The organism is Mycobacterium sp. GA-1285, assembly GCF_001499905.1.
Taxonomy (GTDB): domain Bacteria; phylum Actinomycetota; class Actinomycetes; order Mycobacteriales; family Mycobacteriaceae; genus Mycobacterium.
Window position 1 is genome coordinate 57,161 of sequence record NZ_LQIS01000045.1, and the last position, 23,141, is coordinate 80,301.

Genomic DNA, 23,141 nt, shown 5'->3' on the forward strand with positions numbered 1-23,141 from the left:
GACCGGGTTGCCGGAGGTAACTCCCGAACCCGGGAGTTCGGGGTTCCCGCCTACAGGGCGGCAGGTCGCTTGGAACTATCTGGTGTTCGGCCTGAGCAGAAGCTCGGCGTTGATCACGACCGTTGTTGTGGCACGGCTGTTGACGCCCGCCGACTTCGGTCTCTTTGCGTTGGCATTGCTGGTTGTCAACCTCTTCGAATATGTCAAGGACCTCGGCGTCAACGCGGCGCTGGTGCAGAGCCCGCGCGACTGGAATCGGATCGCGCCGACGGGTCTGACGTTGTCCGTTGTTCTGGGAGCGACTTCCGGGACGATCGTGGCGCTAACCGCCCCACTCGCCGCAGCGGTTGTGAAGAATCCTGACGTTGTCCCGCTCATCCGGGTGCTTGCAATCGGGCTTGTCATCTTTTCTCTCAGTGCCGTTCCCGCTGCGCGTCTTCGCCGTTACCTCGATTTCCGAAGCCGGATCATGCCCGAGTTCGGGGGAGCCGTCGTCAAGACCGCACTCACGATCGGAATGGCAGCAACGGGTTTCGGGGTGTGGAGTTTGGTCTACGGTCAACTGGCCGCCAGCGTCGTCATCACGGTTGGCTACTGGTGGGTGGGTAGGGCGAGACCGAAATTTGGATTCTCCAAAGACGAAGCGGGTGCTCTTATTCGCTTCGGCGCTCCCATAACACTGGCCGGACTCGTCTGGTTCGCCACTGTCTCCGTTGACTACCTTGTCATCGGGATACGTTTGGGAGATACCCAGTTGGGCCTCTACACGCTGGCGTATCGCTTGCCCGAACTTATTGTTGTGTACTTGTGCATCGTCATCAGCGAGGTTCTGTTCAGCTCGTTGTCGCGGCTTCAACACGATCGAGCGGCCATGGAAACGCATTTCGTCAGCGTGATGACCGCGGTGGTGGCTCTCGTCGTTCCGATAAGCGTGGGACTTGCCGTGACGGCGCCGAGCCTGATCGCCACGCTGTACGGTCCTGACTACTCCGGTGCGGCACCGGCGCTTTCGGTCTTGGCGATCTACGCGCTGGTCCTTGCGGCTTCGTTTCATGCCGGAGATGTGTTCAAGGCGATCCACCGGCCATCGCTGCTGACGATTCTGAGTATTGGAAAGCTCGCAATCCTCATCGGCCCGATCTGGTGGGCAGCTGGGCGCAGCATAGTGATGGTGGCGGTCGTCCTCCTCGCCGCGGAGGCCGTCCATGGCGTCGCGAAGTTGGTGATCGTTCAGATGGTGACCGATCTCAAGCTCAGGCAGCTGTGGGGTGCGGTGTTTCGTCCGCTGCCGGCCGGCGTCTGTATGGGAGCGGTGATGTTCGGCGTTGCAAGCCTCATCGCACCGCTTCCGCCGCCGGCGGTCGTCGCGCTGACGTTCGCGGCAGGTGTTGTGGTGTACCTCCTGAGCCTTCGCGTTACCGCACCGAGTCTGTTCGCTAGTGGACTTCAAACCGTGCGCTCCGTCCGTTCTGCTCACCGGGCGGAGAAGGGGAGCGCTGATCAAGCGCCGAACAGCGACCATCCGTTGGATAGTGATCCTGACAGGAGAGAGACGTGACCAGAGGCCTGTTGAAACGAACATGGTTGGTCGTAGTGACGCTTGCCGTGCTCGGCCTCGCTTTGGGGGCGGCAGCGGCACTTGTTCTCATCGATCGTCAGGACCGAGTTGAGGCGCGGGCAACCCTTGCGATGATTCCGCAAAGTGAGATACCTCTTCTTGAGACACCCAACTACTGGGACATCTTGAACCAGGGACAGGCAACGCGCTCGGCCGCGATCATTCTCGGGGACAAACGGTGGCTCGATGCCGCTGCCACTCAAACGGGTGTGCCGAGGGGGGAGCTGTCGCTGTCTGCGAGCGCTGTGCCAGAGACCACGCTGATAACCGTCGCAGTCGAAGCTGACAGTCCGGAAGCCGCCGAGCGCGCGCTTGATTGGGTCCTGAAGAATGCGACCAGCCAAGCGGCCTCGATCGTCGGCCCATTCACTCTCCGACTGATAACAGATCCAATTGGCAGTGCGCGCGAGATGGGTGCCGCACCGGTACAGCTGATCACGGCCATGGCCATCGGGGGACTTCTCGTCGGTGCCGGCGCGGGGGTCGCCGTGAGTCGATCAGCTCAAAGGCGGTCGGCCACGGGTAGGCACGAATCGCCGGTACCAGAAGCTCGGGCGAGTGACGATGGAGCCATCAGTCCGCGAGACGACAGCCGAGCCGCCGGTCGACCGAGGGGAGAAAATCTGCTGCCATGAGTGAGACCCGGCTCGCTGCCACCCAGGGTGAACGGGCATTGAGTCACAGATACTTCAGCCCGTTGGTGATGGTGATCGGCTTGGCGCTCGCAGCGTGCATCGGCGCGCTCGGATTCCAAGCGACCGCGATCGCCGTGGCCTTGCCCGCAGCCGCAGTGGGCGTTTGGTACGTCCTGCAGCGGCCCCTGGTGGTGCTGGTGGGGATCGTCGTGATCGAAGTCGCCAACGTGGCGCAGATCATCGGCGGGCGACCCGCATCACTTCTGGTTCGGGGATCAATCGGCTTGGGAATACTGGCGATCGCGCTTGCTCTCCGTGACCCGGCGATGCGAAGTAGGGTAAATCGTGGGACCCTATGGTGCGTACTGCTGGCCGCGTGCTTTCTCGGCACCCAACTGTTGGCCGTGCTGGGCAGCGAAAGCCTTGAAGCGTCGATGGATCAAATGCGCAGTAACACTTTGGTTTGCGTGTTTCTGGTCGTGGTGCTCGTTCTCATCCAACTGACTGGCAGACCGTGGGCGGTTGCTGCAGCCATAGTGGTGCCGTTGGCTGTGCTGTCGGTGTTGTGTTACGTGAATCAATTCGGTTTCGGCGGTACCCAAACCTTTGGTGGCTTCGCGAAGGTGACGCAGCCTCCTGCAGGGCTGAGCAACATTCCCAGATACGGGGGGCCTACGACGGACGCGAATTTCTGGGGGCGGCAACTGATTATCGGCCTACCATTGGCCTTCGCATTGGTGTCGCGCGCATTGCGGTCAGGTCATCGACGTGCTGTGTTGGGTTGGTCTGTCGCCTTGGCGGCCCTGTTGGGCGGTGTCTACTTGACACAATCGCGGGGGGCGATCATCTCCGCCATGGTCGTGTTCTTCGTCTGGGCATGGGTGAGCGGGGGTAGAACGAAGACTCGCGCGCTGAGGAGTCTGCCCGTGGCGGCACTGGTGCTGTTCATTCCCGGCATAGGCGATCGGATCTGGGAACTACTGGGGTTTTTCACGTCCTCCAGTCCATATCACCAAGCCGTCGACTCCTCTGTGGTCGGTCGAACAGCTGCGCAAGAAATGGCCTGGGCGATGTTTCGTGATCGCCCCATCTTCGGTTTCGGTCCAGGGACGTTCTTGTCGGAAATACCGAATTACGGGGGCAGCACTCCGACTGCGATCCTGCATCCGAGTCGCTCCGCAGACGCGGCGCACAATCTGTACCTTCAACTCGCAGCCGATAGTGGTTTGGTAGGGGTCTTCGGCTTCATCGCGCTTGTCGGCGGCTTCATGTGGATGGTCGCGGCAAGGGCGGTCCGCGTACCACCGAGTGCGGCGGCCGACCGTCCGCTCGCTGTGGCGCTACTGGCCGGGATGACCGGCTGGCTGATCGCGAGTGCCTTCTTGCATCTGGCGTACTTCCGGACATTGGCGATAGTGCTTGCACTCGCGGGAGCGGTGGCCTTCGCTGCGCGACCTGCAGTCGCGCCGAGGGAGGCGCGTAAGGCGCGGAGATCGCCCGCCGTTCTGATTTCCTGCATAGCGGGCATCGCGGTGGCAAGCGGTGTTCTTGCGGCAACCAGCACACGGACATACACATCGAGCCAGACGTTGCTTCCGGTCCCGTCAGAAGCGATGGCTGAAAATTACGCCTACGCGCTCGGAATGCGGGGCCGAAGTGTATTCGTCACCACGCTGGCCGCCATGATGATTGACGGGGACCCGCACGAGGTGAAGAGTTCGGGTGATGCCGTTCGTGGCGTCGTGACCCTCAGCGTCACGCAAGACCAAGCTTGGAGAGCTCGACGGGGTCTGCTGGAAGCGCTGGACCTCGCTCAGGCGAGATTGGCACTCTTCAAGGTCGATTCGAGCTACTACTTTGTGCCGATCGGCGGCCGGCAGGACAGCACCGGCCTCCGATGGCCGCCGGGCGCAGTGCTTATCGCATTGGTATTGGGAATCATGGCAACCGTCGGCACATGGATGGCACTTGGGCGACGATCACTGAACCAGGACCGACCCACAGCGCGCGACGCGCCTACATCTAGCACATGAAGACAGGGCAGCGAAAGCCAAGGACGTCACCTGTACGCAGCCTTCAGGCTGTCGATCTTCTCCTCGGGTATGTAGTAAGTATTCGAGCGGCCGACCTGATCAAGGACGGGACGGCCTCCGCTGAAGGTGGCCCTTCGATAACCTTCTGCGATGAGGATGCGCTCATGGTCGAGCTCCAGGCCATTTTCGATTAGGAACGTAGGTCGGTATTCGCGAATAGTCTCCAGCCCCCCTGAAAGCACGTTCGATTCGAATCCCTCGACGTCTATTTTTACCAACGATGGGCGGGTTTCCACCTCATCCCACCTGCGCACTTCACAGCGGACTTTCTCGATTCTGAGATGTCGTCGATTGAACCCGTAGACGGTGTCTGCGTTCAAGACTTTTGCTGCTGATGAAGGGTCGAACGACGCCAGACCATCGAAGGTCCAGCCGCGGTAGCGAGGCAGGTAGAGATCAAAATGCCCGTCTTCTGTCCCCAACCCGAAGGGATGGATGGTGATCGCCGGGTCATCCGCGTGACGCCTGATCAATTTACGAGCGAGAATTGGATTGGGCTCGAAGGCTTGTACCGGCAGAAGCGGATGATAGAGCCGGACCGAAGCAATAGTCTGTCCCCGATTTGCCCCGATGTCGAGGAACTGTGCGTCAGATCCGAAAGGAAATCGGTCGAATGCCCTGTAGTCGGGATCCGATGGTTTTCGGAGAATGCGGTTGAGCTTTTGTTGTGCCCAAGGCTTCACTTCCGAGAAGGGTGCTGCATAGGTTTGAGCAGTCCGCACCACCTTTCTAAGCTCCAAGGCTCCTCCCGGCTATCCTCTGAGATGCTTGCATGCGTTGCCGCTTCCTGTTAGTGCATGGCGTAGTCCGCGGACTGGTCAAGGCAGCTCAGCCCCCGACACCAGCAGTCGGAAGCGAGAGAAGGATAGGTCGCTACCAATCCCGATGCGCGGCAAGGCAAGCGGGTCTGACTCACGGTCTGCCAAACCCGTCATCGTGGACAACGACCACGTCACGCCTGCCTTCTGCAGAACCGTGCGCGCACGTTCGTCGAAGTCTTGCGCCCGGCCGTTGGGATAGGCGAACACCTTGGGTGGCTCGCCGGTGAAGCGCTGCAGCGCAGCACAGGACTGGATGATCTCGCTTTCGACCTTGTCGTCATCGCACCGCGAGAGTATCGGGTGCGTGACCGAGTGTGGATGGAGTGTCACCAGGCTGTCACGAGTGAGATCTCGTGCCTCGTCCCAGGACAACATTTGGAACGGGCCTGGGTCGGTGTCCGCTGGTCCAAGCTCAGCGACGATTTTCTCGAACTCCCTTATCCGCATATCGTCGTCTAGATCCTTGAGCCGCTTGACCGCATCCGCGTACGTCGCGCCACGTTCGGCGGTGTCGACGAGCGAGCGCATCCCCAACCCGAGATCGGTCAAATCGATTTGGTGTCTGCCGCTCCGCGCAAACGCGAGCCAAAGACGGTCAGGCCAGAGTGTTTCACGGGTGCCGATCACGCCCGTTGTGAGGAAGACCGCGGCAGGCAACTGAAGTTCGCGCAGAATTGGCGCAGCGTGAACGAGAAGATTTCGCGTGCCGTCGTCGAAAGTCAGAACGGCTGCACGCGCCGGCAGTGCGCCTTGCCGTAGTCGCTCGAGTGCGGTTTCGATCGGGAGCACCTGAAAGCGGCGAGCCACATATCGCAGCTGCCGCCGCAACCTGACCGCACTGATCACGTGCCAACACGGTGGTGACAGCTCTTGGGCTTCAATACCGTGATACATCAGGACCATGATTTTGCCCCGATGCCTTCGGTGCCGGGAGTATGCGGGAACACCGGCAACGCATTTGACCCACGCTACTGTCTCGACCACTGCCCGGCGTGCAGACTTGGCCAGCTTGAGTTGCGCCGCATGCCCGCGCCGCCGCTGACCGCTGCGCACGTTGTTGACCACTGTCGCTCTCTACCGATAGTTCTGGCCGATCGCCTACCTGCCGTGAGCATAGATGGTCGCACCAACCCGTCGTCGACATTGCTGTTTGACGCCGAATGGCGACCTTGCCGCGCTTGTGACTACAAAATGGCAGTGTGAACCCGAAGGAAGGCGAGTTGCCTGAACGCATGCGCGGATTCGTCCGAGGAGCGGCACGGAAGTTACCGCCCTCCGCGCGCAGTCGGATGAAAAAGGCGTGGCGGCCGATCGGTTCGCCCCTGGCGCGAATACGTATGGGTTTCGGGACTCGACCGCTGAGTTATGAGTGGGGGAACGATCGGGGCCTGGAGATCGCGCGCTATTACCTCGAGAACAGGTTCTTCCCCGAGTTCGCGGCAGATATCCGCGGTCGGACACTCGAGTTCGGCTCAGACATGTACGCCAGCCGCTTTGGGGACACAACGCGCCTCAGCAAGATCGACGTACTCAACCTGGAGGACGGTATTCCGGGCACGACCATCCGGGCTGATCTGACGAAGCCAAATGGCATCCCTGACAACACCTTTGATTGCATCATCTCGACACACGTCCTGCACCTGGTCAAAGACTTCAACGCCGCATGTGACGACATGCATCGAATCCTCAAACCCGGTGGAGTCCTTATGGTCGCCGTACCGCACGCAAGCATGTGCGATCCGAGTTGGGGCGAATACTGGCGGTTCACTCGGCTAGGGGTCCAGGCTGTCATGGAGCGGACGTTCGATCACGGCGACGTCACGATGCGCGCATACGGCAACTCGTTGACCGCCGCAGGCGAGATTCGCGGTCTGTGCGCCCACGAATTCACTCGCAGGGAACTCGACTACCACGATCACCGGTTCGCCGTGGAGATCTGTGCGCGCGCCGAAAAGCGCGGCCTACAGGGGTCTGCGCCTACGCAGCACCACTATGAGAACGAGACTGATTGCCAACAGAGCAAGCGCTCCGCCGCCGGCCCACAGCAGCCATCGTGAGGCAAGCCATTCAGTGTCCGCCGCACCCTCCGACGTCGCATCCGGGCTGCCCACCACGTTGACGGTCACGGGTCCCTGTCCAGGTGTTGAGACCAGTGCAACGCCGTCGATCGTCGACCAACGCGTGCGGTCGCTGTTGAGCCAGTTGAGAAGCTCGTCGAGTTGCGCGGGACCGACGTCCGAGGTCGCGACCAACAGTGACCGGCCGCGATCGAATACCGTCTGGAGCGACGCGAACCGCAGTGGTGGGGTCAGGCTGAGAGTCGCGGGCTTGCCGTCATCGTCAACTGCGCTGACGACCACCGGTCCTTCGGGAGCCGCCGACACCGGCAACACGACATCCGGGTAATTCCACCCGTCGGCGGCGATCACCAACCCGGGATTCGACGAGTCGATCACCTCCTGACCACCCATCACAGTGGTGTCTATCGGCGGGACACTCATTCGTTGCAAGCCCACCATGATGGTGACGGCGCGGACGGTATCGCCCAAAATGTCGTTTCCGATACCGATCTGGACGGTGGGCGACATCAGTGCTTGCGGCAATGATCGCAGGCCACCAGGCACCGGCGGCGTGGCTGGACGGCTTTCCACCGTGCTGTCATCGTCGATGACCAAAGACAGCACCTTGTCGCCGGGACCGGCTGTTGAGAAGTCTCCACACGGCCCGTAGGTGCCCGACAAGCGTATGTCGAATCGGGTATATCGCTGCAGAAGGTTGTCAGGTACGTCAACCCAGTGGTCGATGATGCCGTTGTCCTCGGTCCGCCAGAAGTCGATGGTTTCGTTGCCGACGGTGACGGTGATGTCGCTACCCGGCACGGGGGTATGCGACCCGAGTAGATGCAACCGCACCGAGCGGATCGATCTCGCCCACTTGGTCTGGTCGAGTCCGACCGACACCGATGGCGAGAGGCCGGTCGCGCTGAGCTCAGGCTGCTCCAAGTCACCCAACGTGACGATGTCACCCAGCTGTAGAGATTGCGATGTCAATGGTCCCACAACGGCTTTGGGCGCTAGTGCCAGCTGGGAAATCTCGCTGAACAGTAGCCGCGTCTGGTTCTTCAAATCGTCGGGCGGGCCCGAGATCAGGAGCCACGGCACTCCGGCACCGGAAAGAGAAAGTCCGCCGGTTCCTCCTTCTGCGATCACGATCTGGCGTTCCAGCGGTTGCGATGGGGCTCTCGGAACTGTCTGCCCCTCGGGCAGTGCAACTATGGCTATCTCGGTGGGCTGTCCGTCGTAGCGGGCCGCGGCCGCAGTGGCCAGTTGAACCGTTGCATCAGCCTCAGCCTTTGACGGCTTCTCCGGCAAGAATATGGTCAGTCTCCGCAGCACTGCCGGCAGGAATTGTGCGACCGTGACGGGCGGTTGCTCCGCCCCTTCGTACGTGATGGATGCGTTGAGCAGGCGCAGCGGATTCCTCGGGTCGTTGCAGTACCCGTCGGTCGCCAATAGATAGGTCGACAGCGTCACGGTGACCGCGTTGTCGATCACGGTCGCTCCGGCCAACGGAATGACGATCGGCGCTTGATCCACTGGCGGTAGGCCCACCCGCGAGATGGTGCGATCGTCTTGCCTCACGGCGATCACTCCGGGCCGCGGATCAATCGGCAGTTCGACAATCGCATTGAGGGCGACGGGTGCCAGCCCGGCCGGAACCGGAATGGTCACCCGTCTCGAGTCCTCGAGCCCACGGAAATCCAGACGAGGGTCAGGCCCGAGCTCGGTGAGTGGAAAGGTCGGGGCGATCACCACTGCACCGCCGTCTGCGGGTTGGGCCCAGGATGTTGGTGCGCTCATGACCGGAAGCCCGGCCAACGCAGCTGTAGCGAGAACTCTTTTCACATATGTGGCCCACATTGCCGGAAATAGTACGTGGGTAAAGAGCACGAGAGCCGAATTTCGGCGCCGAAGCCACAGGTGATCTGCCGCAAGGCGATCGGCTCCCGCTGGCTTCAACCGATAGACTGGCCATCTCAACAGCCGGGACACAATCGGGGGCAGCGTGAGAGTGTTGGTCACCGGCGGAGCCGGCTACATCGGAGCACATGTGGTCCATGCGTTACAACGTGATCGACAGGACGTGGCAGTGCTCGACGATCTCTCGACCGGAATCAGGGATCGATTGAATCAAGGCACGCCGTTCTATCAGGGGTCGGTGCTCGATGCCGATTTTGTCGTCAGCGCTCTTCGTGAACACCGCACCGAGGCCATCGTTCACGTAGCCGCAAAAAAGGCTGTAGAGGAATCCGTTCAACATCCGCTGACCTACTACCTTGAGAACGTCGTAGGTATGCACTCGCTGCTCTCGGCGATGACAGATACGGGAGTGTCGAGGATCCTGTTCTCCTCCAGCGCGGCCGTATACGGTGTGCCCTCGGATGGCATGGTGACCGAACAATCGGAGACGGCACCCGCTTCGCCGTATGGCTGGACGAAGCTGATGTGCGAACAGATGCTCCGAGACACCGCGCGCGCTCATGAACTCAGCTGGGTCAGCCTCCGCTACTTCAACGTCGCCGGCGCAACGGATCCGGTCCTCGGAGACCGGGGCGTCAACAACCTTGTGCCAAAAGTCTTTCGGGCGATCAGCTCGGGTCAGAATCCGCAGATCTTCGGCGACAACTACCCCACCGAAGACGGCACTTGCGTTCGCGACTACATCCATGTGGAGGACGTGGCTGAAGCGCATGCTGCGGCTATCCAACGCATGGCAGCCTTAGAACTCGCGGCCACATACAACATCGGCACTGGATCGGGCACGAGCGTGCTGGCAGTGATGCAAGCCGTCCAGCGAATTACCGGCATCAAATTCAAGTGGGACGTGTGCGGTCCACGAGAAGGCGATCCCGCCCGAGTTGTGGCTGACCCGACAAAGATCCGCGACGAGCTGGGGTGGAGGTCGCGACATGACCTAGACGACATCATCGGCAGCGCGTGGAACGCGTGGTGCGCCGCGAGCGCCGGGCCCCATGACGCACGTTGAGGCAACGAAGGCGTATGGAGGCCGCGGCAGGGTCAGCGCTCTCACCGGTGGTCGGCGTCGACCACATGCTCCTAACACAACTGCAGGGCCGCAGAGGCGTATAACGCGGCGGTCCCGGAGTCCGATCACCGAGGACTGGTCGTTACCGTCGATGTTCCCGTCGACCCGACCGCGAGCTGACCGGATCCGGGCCGATTAGGCTGTACGTGTGTCGGAGGCGGTCAGGACCAACTCACATACTTCGCGCGAGCGTTCCTCCGCCATCTACGTCGCATCCCCGGAAGGGGACACCGGTAAATCCACGATCGCGCTGGGCATCCTGCACCGGTTGACCGCCACCGTGGCCAAGGTCGGTGTCTTTCGGCCGATCACCCGGCTCGGCGAGGACCGCGACTACATTCTCGACCTCCTGTTGGACCACACCACGGCGGGCCTGTCCTACGACGACTGCGTCGGCGTCGGCTATGAGCAACTGCACGACAACCCCGACGGCGCGCTGGGCGAGATCGTCGACCGGTACCACCGGGTGGCCGATCAGTGCGATGCGGTCCTGATCGTGGGCAGCGACTACACCGACATCGCCGCGCCCAGCGAGCTGTCGACCAACGCACGTATCGCGGCCAACCTCGGCGCCCCGGTCGTGCTGGCGGTCAAGGCCAAGGATCGAAGCCCCGACGATGTCGCGCACATCGTCGACATCTGCCTCGACGAGATCGCCGCCCAGCATGCCTACACCGCGGCGGTCGTCGCCAACCGCTGTGATCCCGCGCAACTGACCGCGGTGCTCGACGCGTTGAAGGGCTTCGACCCCACGTGCTACGCGCTGCCGGAGGAGCCGCTGCTGGTCGCCCCGTCGGTCGCCGAACTGCAGCAGGCCGTCGAGGGCGAATTGATCAGCGGTGACCCGGCGCTGCTGTCGCGGGAGGCGATGGATCTGATGGTCGCGGGGATGACCGCCGAACGCGTACTCGAGCGGCTCAGCGAGGGTGTGGCCGTCATCGCGGCCGGCGACCGATCCGACGTCGTGCTCGCGCTCGCTAGCGCCCATGCCGCCGAAGGTTTCCCGTCGTTGTCGTGCATCATTCTCAACGGCGGGCTGGAACTACATCCCTCGATCGCGGCGCTGGTGTCGGGGCTGGGATTGCGGTTGCCGATGATCGCCACCGCATTCCGGACGTTCGAGACGGCCAGCCGGGTGGCTTCCGCACGCGGCAGGGTGACCGCGACGTCTGTACGCAAGATCGACACGGCTATCGCGTTGATGGAGGCCCACGTCGACGTCGCAGACCTGCTGGATCAGTTGGCCATTCCGATCCCGGAAGTGGTCACCCCCCAGATGTTCACCTACAAGCTGGTGGAGTGGGCCCGGTCCGACCGTAAGCACATCGTGCTGCCGGAGGGCGACGACGACCGCATTCTGACCGCGGCCGGCCGGTTGTTGCACCGCGGCGTCGCCGAGCTGACGATCCTCGGCGAGGAATCCCAGATACGTTCGCGCGCAGCTGAATTGGGGATCGATATCTCGGGCGCCACGGTGCTGGACCCGCAGACCAGCGACCTGTGTGACAAGTTCGCCGAGCAGTACGCCGAAATGCGCAAGCACAAGGGCGTCACGGTGGAGCAGGCCCGCGAGATCATCCACGACGTCTCATATTTCGGCACCATGCTGGTGCACAACGACCTGGTCGACGGCATGGTGTCCGGCGCGCGCCACACCACCGCGCACACCGTGCGGCCCGCCTTCGAGATCATCAGGACGCTGCCCGATGTTTCGACGGTTTCCAGCATCTTCCTGATGTGCCTTGCCGACCGGGTGCTGGCGTACGGTGACTGCGCGATCGTGCCGGATCCGACCGCAGACGAACTGGCCGACATCGCGATCTCGTCGGCCCGTACCGCGGCACGCTTCGGCATCGAACCGCGAGTCGCGATGCTGTCCTACTCGACAGGCACCAGTGGAACGGGCGCAGACGTCGAGAAGGTCCGAGAAGCAACCGATTTGGTCATCCAGCGGGAACCGGACCTGCTGGTCGACGGCCCTATCCAATACGACGCCGCCGTCGACGCCTCCGTGGCCAAGTCCAAGATGCCCGACTCCAAGGTGGCCGGTCATGCGACGGTGCTGATCTTCCCCGACCTCAACACCGGGAACAACACGTACAAGGCGGTGCAGCGCAGCGCGGGCGCGATTGCGATAGGCCCCGTGCTGCAAGGGCTGAAGAAGCCCGTCAACGACCTCTCGCGCGGGGCGTTGGTGGAGGACATCGTCAACACCGTCGCGATCACCGCTATCCAGGCGCAGACGCTCTGATGGCCCGCAGCGTGCTGGTTCTCAACTCTGGGTCGTCCTCGCTCAAATATGCTGTCATCGAACCTGATTCGGAGACGATGGTGATCGACGGCATCGTCGAGCGCATCGGCGAGGGGCAGGTGCGCGACCACGCGGAGGCCCTGCAGACGGCGTTCGAGCAGATGGCCGACGCGGGCCAGGGCCTCGATGCTCTGGACCTCATCGCCGTGGGGCATCGCGTGGTCCACGGCGGTCCCGACCTGTATGAACCGACGCTGATCGACGATACCCTGGTCGCGAGGGTCGAAGAGCTGTCTCCCCTTGCGCCGCTGCACAATCCGCCGGCCCTGCTCGGAATCGAGGAGGCGCGCAAGGCGCTGCCCGACCTGCCTCATGTCGCGGTCTTCGACACCGCGTTCTTCCACGACCTGCCCGCCGCCGCCGCCGCCTACGCGATCGACCGTGACATCGCCGAGCAGTGGCACATCCGTCGCTACGGCTTCCACGGCACCTCGCACCAGTACGTCAGCGAGCAGGCCGCCGCATACCTGGGAGTTCCGCTGGACTCGCTGCGCCAGATCGTGCTGCACCTGGGCAACGGCGCGTCGGCCTCTGCGATCGTGGGCGGCCGCCCGGCGGACACCTCGATGGGGCTGACGCCGATGGAGGGGCTGGTGATGGGAACCCGCTCGGGTGACATCGATCCCGGAGTGCTGTTCTACCTCTGGCGTACGGCGCACATGAGCGTCGAGGACATCGAAGAGATGCTCAACCGTCGCTCCGGGGTGCGTGGACTCGGCGGCGAGGTCGACTTCCGGGTGCTGCATCAGCGCATCGAAGCCGGGGACGCGTCTGCGCAACTGGCTTACGACGTCTACATTCACCGGCTGCGCAAGTACATCGGCGCCTATCTGGCGCTGCTGGGCACAGTGGACGTCATCACCTTCACCGCCGGAGTCGGGGAGAACGACGCGGCGGTGCGGCGCGACGCGCTGAAAGGCATGGCGCCGTTGGGGATAGAGCTCGACGAGAAGCTCAACGCCGGCCCCGAGAAGAACACCCGGCGGATATCGACCGACCGGTCCGCGACGACGGTGCTAGTTGTTCCCACTGATGAGGAGCTTGCGATCGCCCGCGCCTGCACGAACCTCGTCGAGCACTGAGCGCGGCTTCTCCAGCGGCAGTTCCCGCGCGGAATCGCAGATGGCCAGCAGTCGGCGGACCTGCCTGCCGCAGCGCACCTGCCAGTCGATTCCGTTCCGGGAGCAGATCACGTTGATGTAGTGCAGCGCGGCGAACCCGGCGGTGCCGAAGAAGTCGGCGAGCCGCAGGTCGATCACCAGCCGCCGGGTGCCGGCGACCTGACCTTCGACGTAGGTGGCCAGCGCGCGGCTGTTGGTGGCGTCGATCTCGCCGTCGACCGTCACCAGGACCGTCGAACCATGCCGGTGGGACGCCGTGAAGCTCGCCCGATGGTGGTGTTCGCACTGATCGACGGACCGGGGGTCGGGTCGGAACACCCGGCAGGTTCCTACAGCGGACACGGCGCACTCCTGTTGTCGAGATGCAATTGAAACCGCGGATGCCCTCGGCGGCGCCTGACGTTCCTCAGCCGCATTCGAGGATTTGCCCCCGATGACCTCTGCAGTTCGGCTGTGACCTCAACCTGTGATGCAGATTACTACGGAATCCGCGGCGTGACCATTGAGTGTTACGACATGGGCAAATCCCGTAAAGTCGGCGCTTCGTGCGGCGTGGTTTGCTATATCGACCACTGAATCCGTAGTCCTCACTCTGGCCGGTGTGGCGCCGGTGCGCACCGATTTGCCCCGCCGGCGACCGGTCGAAATCCGAACCCAGTCGCCAGCGCCCTCAGAACGTGCTCGTCGGGCGGACGCTGTTGGCGAGGTCCACCAGCGCGTAGCGGTGCGCCTGGGTCGGCGCCACCCGTGCCAGGGCGCGCAGCGAGGCCTCCACGCCCAGCTGCAACCCGTGTTCGGTGAACGGGAACCCGAGGATGTGGTTGGTGCTCGCGGTGTTGTCGGCCAGCCAGTCCATCGCGGTGCCCAGCACCAGCGCACGGATCTGCAGAACCCGCGGCTCGGTGTCGGGCAACGCCTCGACGCGCCGCGCGGCGTCCCGGATCTGCTGTTCGGTGATCTCGCTCGACGATCGACCGGACAGCAGGGTGACCGCACTGGTCAATCGGGCCGTCGTGAAGTGGCGGGACATCGCGGGCACCTTGTCGAGGGTCTTCACCGCATCGTCGCGCTCACCGGCGGCCGATTGCGCGCGCGCCAGTCCGAACCCCGCCGAGATCACCCCGTTGTCCGTCGACCACACGGTCTTGTAGAACTTGCCCGCGTCCGGGGTGCCGGCCAGCTCGGCGGTGGCCGCCAAAGCCAGCTTGGGGGCCAGCTCGCCGGGCATCGTGTCGAGCACCTCGGTGAAATGCTTTGTCGCCGAGTCATAATCGGCGGTCAGGAGTTCGGAGACGGCCTTGAACCAGACGAGCCGCCACGGCCAGCCCACCCGCCCGGCGAGATCGTCGAGCTTGCGGGTGGCCTTGGCGACATCGCCGAGATCGAGCAGTGCGCGCACTTCCATCAGCGGCAGTTCGACGGAGTCCGACAGATCGATCCCTTCGGAGTCCAGCGCCCCGTGCCTGGCCGCGCGCAGCTGGTCGAGGGCCTGCACGGGCTGGCTCACCACGCTGGCCGACAGCACCGGCGCGCCGACGTCGGTGGGGTCCACCAGGGGTACGGGCAGCGCCCTGACGATCTCCTGAGCCGTCAGTCGTTCGGAGTGCACCTGCCCGTCGAGATAGACGTCGGTGTGGGCGACCAGAAGATCGATGCCGAACGTGGACCGCGTTGGCGAAAAGACCGTGGACAGACCGGGTTTGGGTGACCCGGTGTCCTTTGCGACCACTTCGCGCAGCACGCCGAGCAGCTGCCCGGACATCTCGTCGGCGCTGCCGAAGCGCCGCCGCGGGTCCGGATCGATCGCCCGGCGCAACACCCGGCCGAACGAGTCGTACTCGGCCAGCACCGGATCGTCCTCGGGCAACCCGTCGACATAGCGGCCCTTGCGCGTGCGCAGTTTGAGGGTCAGCGCCGCGAGCGTGCGGCCGACGGTGTAGATGTCGGTGGCAACCGTCGGCCCGGTCCGCACGATCTCGGGTGCCTGATATCCGGGAGTGCCGTAGAGATAGCCGAACGAGTTGATGGTCGACACCGCGCCGAGGTCGATGAGCTTGAGCTGTTCCTCGGTGATCATGATGTTCTCGGGCTTGAGGTCGTTGTAGGCCAAGCCGATCGAGTGCAGATAGCCCAGCGCGGGCAGTATCTCGAGCATGTACCCGATGGCCTGGGCCACCGGCAGCTTCTCGCCCCTGGCCTGTTTGAGCGAGGTGCCGCCGACGTACTCCATCACGATGTAGCCCACGGGGTTGCCGTGCTGGTCGGCGTGCTCGACGAAGTTGTAGATCTTCACGATGCCGGGATGGGTGACCTCGGCGAGGAACTGCCGCTCGGCCATCGCGATCTTCTGCGCCTCGGCGTCGCCGGAATGCACCAGACCCTTGAGCACGACGGGTCGTTCGTTGACGTTGTGGTCGAAGGCCAGGTAGACCCACCCGAGGCCACCGTGCGCGATGCAGCCCTTGATCTCGTACTGGTCGGCGACCATGTCCCCCGGGTTCAGTTGCGGCAGAAAGGAGTACGGACTACCGCAGTGCGGACACCACCCTTCCGACCGGGCGGGCTTGCCATCGCTGGAGCGGCCGACCGGGCGTCCGCAGTTCCAGCAGAACCGCTTCTTCTCCGCGACCACCGGGTTGGTCATCAACGCTTCGAGGGGGTCCTTGGCCCGCACCCGCGGGATCTCGACCAGCCCGCCGCCCAGCCGGCGCGTGCGCGACAGCGCCCGCGTCGTCGAGGTGGTGTGCTCCTGTGGCTCGGTCTCCCCGGTGCCCACCGACGCGCTGTCGTCGTCGTCGAGGTGGGGCCGGAACACCGCCTCGGTCGCCATCGGGCGGATGGTCGACGCCGAATCCATGCCCATGTCGTCGAAGCTCGCGGGTTGGGTGCCCGGATCCTCGTCGTCGAAGTCCTCCAACTGGGTCTCGGCCATCAGTCGGTGTACCTCGCGACCGGAGGAGCAGGCGCCGGCCCGAGCACCGTCAACCACTTGCGGTACAACGTGTTCCAGGTGCCGTCGCGGCGGATTCGTTCGAGCGTGCCATTGACGAACCGGACCAGGCCGGTGTTCTGCTTGTTGACCCCGATGCCGTAGGGCTCCTGGTTGAGGCTCGGGCCGACGATGTGCAGATAAGGATCCTGTGACACCAACCCGGCGAGGATCGAGTCGTCGGTGCTGACCGCGTCGACCTGCCGCTGCTGCAACGCCACCAGGCAGTCGGCCCATGCGACCACCCCGACGATGATCGGCGGCGGCGTGATCTGGCGGATCCGCTCCAGAGACGTCGTGCCCTTCGCGACGCACACGCGGCGACCCGAGAGGTGCGACGCCTGCCGGATCGTCGAGTCGCGCGGCGCAAGGATGCGTTGATTGGCCGTCAGGTAGGACGTCGAGAACCCGATCAGCTTCTTGCGTTCGCAGGTGATGGTCATGGTCTTGACGACGACGTCGACCTGATTGTTCTGCAGTGCGGCAATGCGATCCGCTGACGACAGGATGCGGTACTCGACCTGCGAGGGGGTTCCGAAGATGTCGCGGGCGATCTCACCGGCGATGTCGACGTCGAACCCGGTGATCTGCCCGGTGATCGGGTCGCGGAATGAAAACAGGTTGCTTCCGATGTCCAGGCCGACGATCAGCCGTCCGCGCGCGCGGATGTTCGCGACGGCCCCCTCCGCCTCGGCCCGACTGCCGAACGGGCGAAGGCTCGCCATGCGATCGCAGTCCTCGGTGTCCTCCCCGGGCGGCCGCACCGGTTGCGGTGGCAACTCCTCCATACCCGCCGGGGTGGGCGGCGCAAGCGTCACGCCGGGTGCGGAAACCACCGACGCCGCCTGCCCGCACCCGCTCAGCAGCAGCGTGGCGGCGAAGAGGATGCCCAAGAACCTGATCACCGGTACTCACTCAGCCTCGGCCACAACCCCAGCGCCACCGCGACCGCGGCGACGACGCTGAGCACCGCGGCGCCGACGGTCGCACCGGACAGCACCCGGTGTGCGTCGATGATGTCGTCGCGGAGTTGTCCGCGGCTTTCTTCGATGCCCTGGCTCAACGCCGCGTCGAGCTTGTTGAACGCGGGCGTGGAGTCGTCCGCCCCCGTGCCCAGCGCCACCTGCGTGGCGGCCTGGTAGTTGCCGACGCTGATGTAGGCGTTGATCCGGTCGTCGGCGGCGCGCCAGCGCTTCAACAACTGCTCGGCCTCGGCGAGGTCGGTCTTGTCGATGGCGTCATCGCGGGCCAGATAATCCGAAAGCTGCTGCTGCATCATGTCGATGCGCTGGTAGTACGACTGTTTGCGTACCGTCTCGTCGCCGCGCCGGATCAACGACAGCGTCTCGTCGGCGCGGGCCTGCTGCGCGGTGATCGCCAGGTTCGTCACGGTCTTCAACGACTCGGCGGCGGTGTCCTTGGCGCTGCGGCTGTCGGAGGTCGAGATGACCAGTGCCGTGCCGACCCAGATCAACATCGTCAGAACGGCCAGGCCGCCCGCGACGAAGCCGATGTTGATCCGCCTGCGGGTGCGTCTGGCCAGCCAACGGTTGGCGAACACCCCGAACAGCAGGGTCGCCAGCACCACCAGGATGACCGGACCGGGAATGCGGGTGGACGCGCTGGTCTCGACGTCCACTCGCGCCGAGGTCTCCTCGTAGAGACGTTCGGCCCCGGGCAGGATCTGTGTCTGCATCAACGCCGACGCCTCAGACAGGTACGACGAACCCACCGGGTTGCCCGAACGGTTGTTGGTGCGTGCGGTCTCGACCAAGCCCGTGTACACCGACAACTCCGCGTTGATGCGACCGAGCAGTTGCACCAGGTCCTCGTCGGTGAGCCCGCTCGACGCCCGGGTCACCGCCACCGACGCGTCCGTGATCGCCTGCTCGTACCGTTGCCGGACGTCGCGCGGTTCCGCGCCGGCGATGAAGGCCGTGGCCGCGGCGGCGTCGGCGACGGACAGCTTCGTGTAGAGCTGCCCGGCGGCGAAAGACAGCGGTTCGGTGTGGTTGAGCACCGTCATGAGCGCCTGCTGCCGGTCGTTGATCGTCGTCGAGGTGGCGAACGCGCTGGCGATGACCAGCGCGGACAACACGATCCCGATGGTCAGGATCCGGCCGGGGGTGGTCCACAGGAACCACCAGCGTTGTTGTGCCGACGTCGACGGCGACCGCGACGCGAGCGGCTCCGTCGACGGGTGCGCCAACTCCACAGTCACGTGCGCGCGGACCTCATCAGCATCGCTTTCCGGCTCGTCGTTCCGACCGCTCCCACTCTATGAAAGAAGTCTAAGAGTTTCCGGGAGGCCGGGCGGTCCTATTGTTGAGGCGTGCGTGGCGACGGTGACGGATGGGTGGTGTCCCAGGGCCAGGCCTATTGGGGTCGGTACGGCGCGGCCGGTCTGCTGCTGCGAGCCCCTGGCCACAACGGCACCCCGGTGGTGCTGCTCCAGCACCGGGCGGCCTGGAGCCACCAGGGCGACACCTGGGGTCTGCCCGGCGGTGCCCGCGACAGCCACGAGACCGCGGAGCAGGCGGCCATCCGGGAGGCTCATGAGGAAGCGGGACTTCCGGCGGGGCAGTTGACGGTGCGCAAGGTGGTGGAAACCAAGGTCGTCGCCGGCGACGGCGTCAGCTGGACCTACAGCACGGTCATCGCCGATGCGCCGGCGATGCTGCAGACCGTTGCGAATCGCGAGAGCGCCGAATTGCGCTGGGTCGCCGTCGATGACGTCGCGAAGCTGCCGCTGCACCCCGGCTTCGCCGCCAGCTGGCAGCGGTTGCGCGACGAGTTCGCCTCGATCCCGCTCCTGGTCAATCCGCAGCTCTGAGTGCCGCCCTCAATGCCGCCTTCAATGCCGCGGCCGCCGCACGCGGGTCCTCGGCCGCCGTGACCGCCCGCACCACGACGATGCGGCGCGCGCCGGCGGTCAGCACCTGCGGTAACCGGTCGGCGTCGATTCCGCCGATCGCGAACCACGGCTTGTCCGTACCCAGTTGGGCGGTGTGCCGGACCAGGTCCAGGCCGGGCGCCGGGCGGCCCGGTTTGGTCGGGGTGGGCCAGCACGGGCCGACGCAGAAGTAGTCGACGGCCTCGTTCACCGCCGCCGCGACCTGGTCCGCGTCGTGGGTGGATCGCCCGATCAGCGGCCCGTCGCCGACGATGCGGCGCGCCATCGCCAGCGGAAGGTCATCCTGGCCCAGATGGAGCACGTCGGCGCCGGCGGCCAGCGCGATGTCGGCGCGGTCGTTGACGGCCAGCAGCGCGCCGTGGCGCCGGGCCGCGTCGGCGAGCACCTCGAGGGCCTCGAGTTCTCCACGCGCCTCCAACGGGCCGAACCGCTGTTCGCCCGGCGAACCCTTGTCACGCAGTTGGATGAGGTCGACCCCGCCGGCGAGGGCGGCGTCGGCGAATTCCGCGAGGTCGCCGCGCTCGCGCCGGGCGTCGGTGCACAGGTACAGCGATGCGCCGGCCAGGCGTTCCCGAAGTCGGTGCACACCGCGACGCTAGCGACTCGTCGGTCGGGCCGTGGCCGGCGGGTACTGTGGGTTGACGAACGCGGGAGTCCCGGGCGGGGACTGAGAGTGGGCATTCGTACCTGCCCTTACCGTCGCACCTGATCCGGGTCATGCCGGCGAAGGGAGGGATGTTGACCACAGCGAGCCTGGCCGTGATCGGCGGCGGTGTCATCGGATTGGCCGTGGCGCGGCGTGCGCTGACCGCCGGCTGGGATGTCCGGGTGCACCGCACCGATGATCGCGGTGCGTCGTGGGTCGCGGGCGGCATGCTCGCACCCCACAGCGAAGGCTGGCCCGGCGAGGAGAAGCTGCTTCAGCTCGGCCTGGAGTCGCTGCACATGTGGCACGACGGCTTCCTCGACGGGTTACCCGACGATGTGGTCACCGCACGCGGATCGTTGGTGGTCGCCGTCGACCGCGCCGACGCGGCCGACCTCAAAACGGTGGGCGAGTGGCTTGCGGCCCAAGGGCATCCGGTGACGGCGACGACGTCCGCCCGCGACATCGAACCGCTGCTCGCCCAGGGCATCCGGCACGGATTCCGTGCCGAAACCGAACTGGCCGTTGACAATCGGCTGCTGGTGCGAGCCTTGGCCGTGCTGTGCGAACGGCTCGGTGTGCAGTGGGGGCCGCCCGTGTCCGACCTCGCCTCGGTGCATGCGGATGCCGTCGTGATCGCGAACGGCATCGACGCGCCGACATTGTGGCCCGACCTACCCATTCGGCCGGTCAAGGGTGAGGTGTTGCGGTTGCGGTGGCGCCGCGGCTGCATGCCGGTGCCGCAGCGGGTCATTCGGGCCCGGGTGCACGGCAGGCAGGTGTACCTGGTTCCGCGGGCCGACGGGGTCGTCGTCGGCGCGACGCAGTACGAACACGGTCGCGACACCGCCCCCGCGGTGACGGGAGTGCGCGAACTGCTCGACGATGCCTGCGCGGTGATGCCTGCGCTGGGCGAATACGAACTCGCTGAATCCGCGGCGGGTTTGAGGCCGATGACGCCGGATGGATTACCGCTCGTCGAACGCCTCGATGAGCGCACACTGGTCGCGGCGGGCCACGGGCGCAACGGCTTTCTTCTCGCGCCCTGGACGGCCGAGCGGATCGCGGCCGAACTCGACGTCACGATTGGAGCGACACCATGACGCCCACGCGAGGAGCAAAACCATGACGCGCACGCGAGGAGCAAAAACCATGAAAGTAGTTGTCAACGACGAAGCGGTGGAAGTCGACGCGACGACGACGGTCGCAGCGCTGCTGGAGCGTCTCGGTTTTCCGGAGAAGGGGATCGCCGTCGCGGTGGACTGGTCGGTGCTGCCCAAATCGGACTGGGACACCGCCTTGTCGGAAGGCGCTCGCGTGGAGGTGGTGACGGCGGTGCAGGGTGGCTGATTCGAAGCTGACCATCGCCGGTCGTGAGTTCGGTTCGCGGCTCATCCTGGGCACCGGAGGCGCGGCCAACCTCGCGGTGCTCGAAGAGGCGCTTGTCGCATCGGGCACCGAGCTCACGACTGTGGCGATGCGGCGCGTCGACGCCGACGGCGGGACCGGCGTGCTCGCGCTGCTCGACCGGCTGGGCATCACGCCGTTGCCGAACACCGCCGGTTGTCGCGGCGCGGCCGAGGCGGTGCTGACGGCCCAACTCGCCCGCGAGGCGCTGCGCACCGACTGGGTGAAACTGGAAGTCATCGCCGACGAACGAACGCTGCTGCCCGACGCCGTCGAATTGGTCAGGGCGGCTGAGCAATTGGTCGACGACGGTTTCACCGTGCTGCCCTACACCAACGACGATCCGGTGCTCGCGCGCCGGCTCGAGGACGTCGGATGCGCGGCGGTGATGCCGCTGGGTTCGCCGATCGGAACGGGGCTGGGAATCGCAAACCCGCACAACATCGAGATGATCGTCGAGTCGGCTTCGGTGCCCGTGGTGCTCGACGCGGGCATCGGCACCGCGAGCGACGCCGCGATGGCGATGGAGTTGGGATGTGACGCCGTGCTGTTGGCCACTGCCGTGACACGCGCCGCCGATCCGCCGACCATGGCGGCGGCGATGGCGGCAGCGGTCACCGCCGGTCATCTGGCACGCCAGGCGGGCCGCATCCCGAAGCGGTTCTGGGCTCAGGCGTCCAGCCCGGCTCGATGAGTCGGTATGTCGCACTGGGCAGTTCGATGGCGGCGGGTCCCGGGATCGGACCCCGCGCCGACGGCGCACCCTGGGCCGCCGGCCGCTCGGCGCGTAACTATCCGCACCTGGTCGCCGCGAAGCTAGGTCTCGACCTCGTCGACGTGACGTACTCCGGCGCGACCACCGCGAACGTCCTGCGTGAGGCGCAACACTGTGCGCCGCCCCAGATCTCGGCGCTGACCGGATCCGAAGAACTGGTGACGGTGACCATCGGTGGCAACGATGTCGGGTACGTGCCGATGCTCTTCGCCGCGGGCCTGCCACGGGCTCTCCGCAGGTTGCCGCTGCTGGGCGGTGTGCTGCGCGCTCAGCTGGACCCGCAAGCGCGCGAGGACGCGCTGACAGAGGTCGCCGCGGCGCTCGAGGAGGTCGGCCGGACCCTGCGCGCCCGCTCACCACGCGCGATGGTGCTGTTCGTGGACTACCTCACGTTGCTACCGCCACCGGGTGACTCGGCGCCACCGCTGTCCGACGCCGACGTCGCGACCGGCCGCCACGTCGCCACCACGCTGGAACGGCTGACCGCGGAGGCGGCCTCGGTCACCGGCTGCGGACTCGTTCGGGCCGCCGAGCACAGCCGCGCGCATCACGCGTGGTCGGCCGAACCGTGGACGACACGGTTCGGGGCGCCGTTACCGGGCAGGCCCGCGCCCCTGCACCCCAATGCGGCGGGCATGCGGGCCGTGGCCGACCTCGTCGTCGCGCAGGTGACGGGCGAGGGATCCGAGCGACGCTAACGTAGTG

General features: G+C 65.2%; 19 protein-coding genes and 1 riboswitch. Of the genes, 11 read left to right on the top strand and 8 right to left on the bottom strand.

The window, feature by feature from the left end; genetic code table 11:
* Positions 1 to 7: 7 nt before the first annotated feature.
* Both AU193_RS17710 and AU193_RS17715 read left to right on the top strand, forming a co-directional pair.
* Positions 8 to 1,558: a lipopolysaccharide biosynthesis protein gene (locus AU193_RS17710; protein WP_082683036.1), complete on the top strand. Its 1,551-nt coding sequence runs from the start codon at positions 8 to 10 to the stop codon at positions 1,556 to 1,558.
* Between the two features lie 691 nt (positions 1,559 to 2,249).
* Positions 2,250 to 4,286 carry an O-antigen ligase gene (locus AU193_RS17715; RefSeq protein ID WP_064423681.1) on the top strand — a complete coding sequence of 679 codons (2,037 nt, stop codon included), beginning with the start codon at positions 2,250 to 2,252 and terminating at the stop codon, positions 4,284 to 4,286.
* A 26-nt stretch (positions 4,287 to 4,312) separates the two neighbouring features.
* On the opposite strand, the gene AU193_RS22920 is transcribed toward AU193_RS17715, so the two are convergent.
* Together AU193_RS22920 and AU193_RS17725 are read right to left on the bottom strand one after the other, a co-directional pair.
* On the bottom strand, positions 4,313 to 5,071 hold the full coding sequence (locus AU193_RS22920) for an FkbM family methyltransferase (protein WP_172798347.1): 759 nt from the start codon (positions 5,069 to 5,071) through the stop codon (positions 4,313 to 4,315).
* 93 nt (positions 5,072 to 5,164) lie between these two features.
* Positions 5,165 to 6,232: a polysaccharide deacetylase family protein gene (locus tag AU193_RS17725; protein ID WP_253867919.1), complete on the bottom strand. Its 1,068-nt coding sequence runs from the start codon at positions 6,230 to 6,232 to the stop codon at positions 5,165 to 5,167.
* Between the two features lie 272 nt (positions 6,233 to 6,504).
* Between AU193_RS17725 and AU193_RS17730 the strand changes: the two genes are divergently transcribed.
* A complete protein-coding gene (locus AU193_RS17730) occupies positions 6,505 to 7,224 on the top strand; it encodes a class I SAM-dependent methyltransferase (RefSeq protein WP_064423683.1) in 720 nt (239 codons plus the stop codon).
* Here AU193_RS17730 and AU193_RS17735 read toward each other — a convergent pair.
* On the bottom strand, positions 7,129 to 9,087 hold the full coding sequence (locus AU193_RS17735; protein ID WP_064423684.1) for a hypothetical protein: 1,959 nt from the start codon (positions 9,085 to 9,087) through the stop codon (positions 7,129 to 7,131). The genes AU193_RS17730 and AU193_RS17735 overlap by 96 nt on opposite strands.
* Before the next feature lie 151 nt (positions 9,088 to 9,238).
* Between AU193_RS17735 and galE the strand changes: the two genes are divergently transcribed.
* From galE to AU193_RS17750, 3 genes are all read left to right on the top strand, one after another.
* Entirely contained in the window at positions 9,239 to 10,213 is a 975-nt protein-coding gene (gene galE / locus AU193_RS17740) for a UDP-glucose 4-epimerase GalE (RefSeq protein ID WP_256364341.1), read from the top strand.
* 208 nt (positions 10,214 to 10,421) lie between these two features.
* Positions 10,422 to 12,524 (top strand): phosphate acetyltransferase, encoded by a 2,103-nt coding sequence (pta, locus tag AU193_RS17745; protein WP_064423686.1) that lies wholly within the window; start codon positions 10,422 to 10,424, stop codon positions 12,522 to 12,524.
* Positions 12,524 to 13,666, top strand: coding sequence for an acetate kinase (locus AU193_RS17750; RefSeq protein ID WP_064423687.1), 1,143 nt, complete (start codon positions 12,524 to 12,526; stop codon positions 13,664 to 13,666). The genes pta and AU193_RS17750 overlap by 1 nt, the downstream gene beginning before the upstream one ends.
* On the opposite strand, the gene AU193_RS17755 is transcribed toward AU193_RS17750, so the two are convergent.
* The 4 genes from AU193_RS17755 to glnX form a co-directional block, all read right to left on the bottom strand.
* A complete protein-coding gene (locus AU193_RS17755) occupies positions 13,601 to 14,047 on the bottom strand; it encodes an STAS domain-containing protein (protein WP_064423688.1) in 447 nt (148 codons plus the stop codon). The genes AU193_RS17750 and AU193_RS17755 overlap by 66 nt on opposite strands.
* Positions 14,048 to 14,375: 328 nt before the next feature.
* Positions 14,376 to 16,637: a serine/threonine-protein kinase PknG gene (locus tag AU193_RS17760; RefSeq protein ID WP_064423689.1), complete on the bottom strand. Its 2,262-nt coding sequence runs from the start codon at positions 16,635 to 16,637 to the stop codon at positions 14,376 to 14,378.
* On the bottom strand, positions 16,637 to 17,563 hold the full coding sequence (locus tag AU193_RS17765) for a glutamate ABC transporter substrate-binding protein (protein WP_371259242.1): 927 nt from the start codon (positions 17,561 to 17,563) through the stop codon (positions 16,637 to 16,639). The genes AU193_RS17760 and AU193_RS17765 overlap by 1 nt, the downstream gene beginning before the upstream one ends.
* 32 nt (positions 17,564 to 17,595) lie before the next feature.
* Positions 17,596 to 18,915: a protein kinase G-activating protein GlnX gene (glnX, locus tag AU193_RS17770; RefSeq protein WP_064423691.1), complete on the bottom strand. Its 1,320-nt coding sequence runs from the start codon at positions 18,913 to 18,915 to the stop codon at positions 17,596 to 17,598.
* 111 nt (positions 18,916 to 19,026) lie between these two features.
* On the opposite strand from glnX, the gene AU193_RS17775 reads away from it, so the two are divergent.
* Positions 19,027 to 19,527, top strand: a complete 501-nt coding sequence (locus AU193_RS17775) for an NUDIX hydrolase (protein ID WP_064423692.1) — start codon at positions 19,027 to 19,029, stop codon at positions 19,525 to 19,527.
* Here the strand turns inward: AU193_RS17775 and thiE are convergent.
* The gene (gene thiE, locus AU193_RS17780; protein ID WP_064423693.1) at positions 19,511 to 20,194 is read right to left on the bottom strand and encodes a thiamine phosphate synthase; all 684 of its coding nucleotides are present in this window, start codon (positions 20,192 to 20,194) and stop codon (positions 19,511 to 19,513) included. The genes AU193_RS17775 and thiE overlap by 17 nt on opposite strands.
* A gap of 51 nt (positions 20,195 to 20,245) precedes the next feature.
* Positions 20,246 to 20,358, top strand: a riboswitch (TPP riboswitch).
* On the opposite strand from thiE, the gene thiO reads away from it, so the two are divergent.
* The 4 genes from thiO to AU193_RS17800 all read left to right on the top strand — a co-directional run bounded on the left by thiO (position 20,344) and on the right by AU193_RS17800 (position 23,134).
* Positions 20,344 to 21,357: a glycine oxidase ThiO gene (gene thiO, locus AU193_RS17785; protein WP_064423851.1), complete on the top strand. Its 1,014-nt coding sequence runs from the start codon at positions 20,344 to 20,346 to the stop codon at positions 21,355 to 21,357. Its footprint overlaps the riboswitch before it by 15 nt.
* 49 nt (positions 21,358 to 21,406) lie before the next feature.
* Positions 21,407 to 21,604 carry a sulfur carrier protein ThiS gene (gene thiS / locus AU193_RS17790; RefSeq protein WP_064423694.1) on the top strand — a complete coding sequence of 66 codons (198 nt, stop codon included), beginning with the start codon at positions 21,407 to 21,409 and terminating at the stop codon, positions 21,602 to 21,604.
* Positions 21,597 to 22,355: a thiazole synthase gene (locus tag AU193_RS17795; RefSeq protein WP_064423695.1), complete on the top strand. Its 759-nt coding sequence runs from the start codon at positions 21,597 to 21,599 to the stop codon at positions 22,353 to 22,355. Before thiS ends, AU193_RS17795 begins: the two co-directional genes overlap by 8 nt.
* A complete protein-coding gene (locus AU193_RS17800; protein WP_064423696.1) occupies positions 22,352 to 23,134 on the top strand; it encodes an SGNH/GDSL hydrolase family protein in 783 nt (260 codons plus the stop codon). Before AU193_RS17795 ends, AU193_RS17800 begins: the two co-directional genes overlap by 4 nt.
* The last annotated feature ends 7 nt before the right edge of the window (positions 23,135 to 23,141 follow it).

Excerpts from the sequence above, each read along its gene's own strand:
- AU193_RS17715 (WP_064423681.1), top strand. The coding sequence starts at position 2,250 with ATGAGTGAGACCCGGCTCGCTGCCACCCAGGGTGAACGGGCATTGAGT.
- AU193_RS17730 (WP_064423683.1), top strand. The coding sequence starts at position 6,505 with ATGGGTTTCGGGACTCGACCGCTGAGTTATGAGTGGGGGAACGATCGG.
- AU193_RS17735 (WP_064423684.1), bottom strand. The coding sequence starts at position 9,087 with ATGTGGGCCACATATGTGAAAAGAGTTCTCGCTACAGCTGCGTTGGCC.
- AU193_RS17750 (WP_064423687.1), top strand. The coding sequence starts at position 12,524 with ATGGCCCGCAGCGTGCTGGTTCTCAACTCTGGGTCGTCCTCGCTCAAA.
- AU193_RS17760 (WP_064423689.1), bottom strand. The coding sequence starts at position 16,637 with ATGGCCGAGACCCAGTTGGAGGACTTCGACGACGAGGATCCGGGCACC.
- thiO (WP_064423851.1), top strand. The coding sequence starts at position 20,344 with ATGTTGACCACAGCGAGCCTGGCCGTGATCGGCGGCGGTGTCATCGGA.
- thiS (WP_064423694.1), top strand. The coding sequence starts at position 21,407 with ATGAAAGTAGTTGTCAACGACGAAGCGGTGGAAGTCGACGCGACGACG.
- AU193_RS17800 (WP_064423696.1), top strand. The coding sequence starts at position 22,352 with ATGAGTCGGTATGTCGCACTGGGCAGTTCGATGGCGGCGGGTCCCGGG.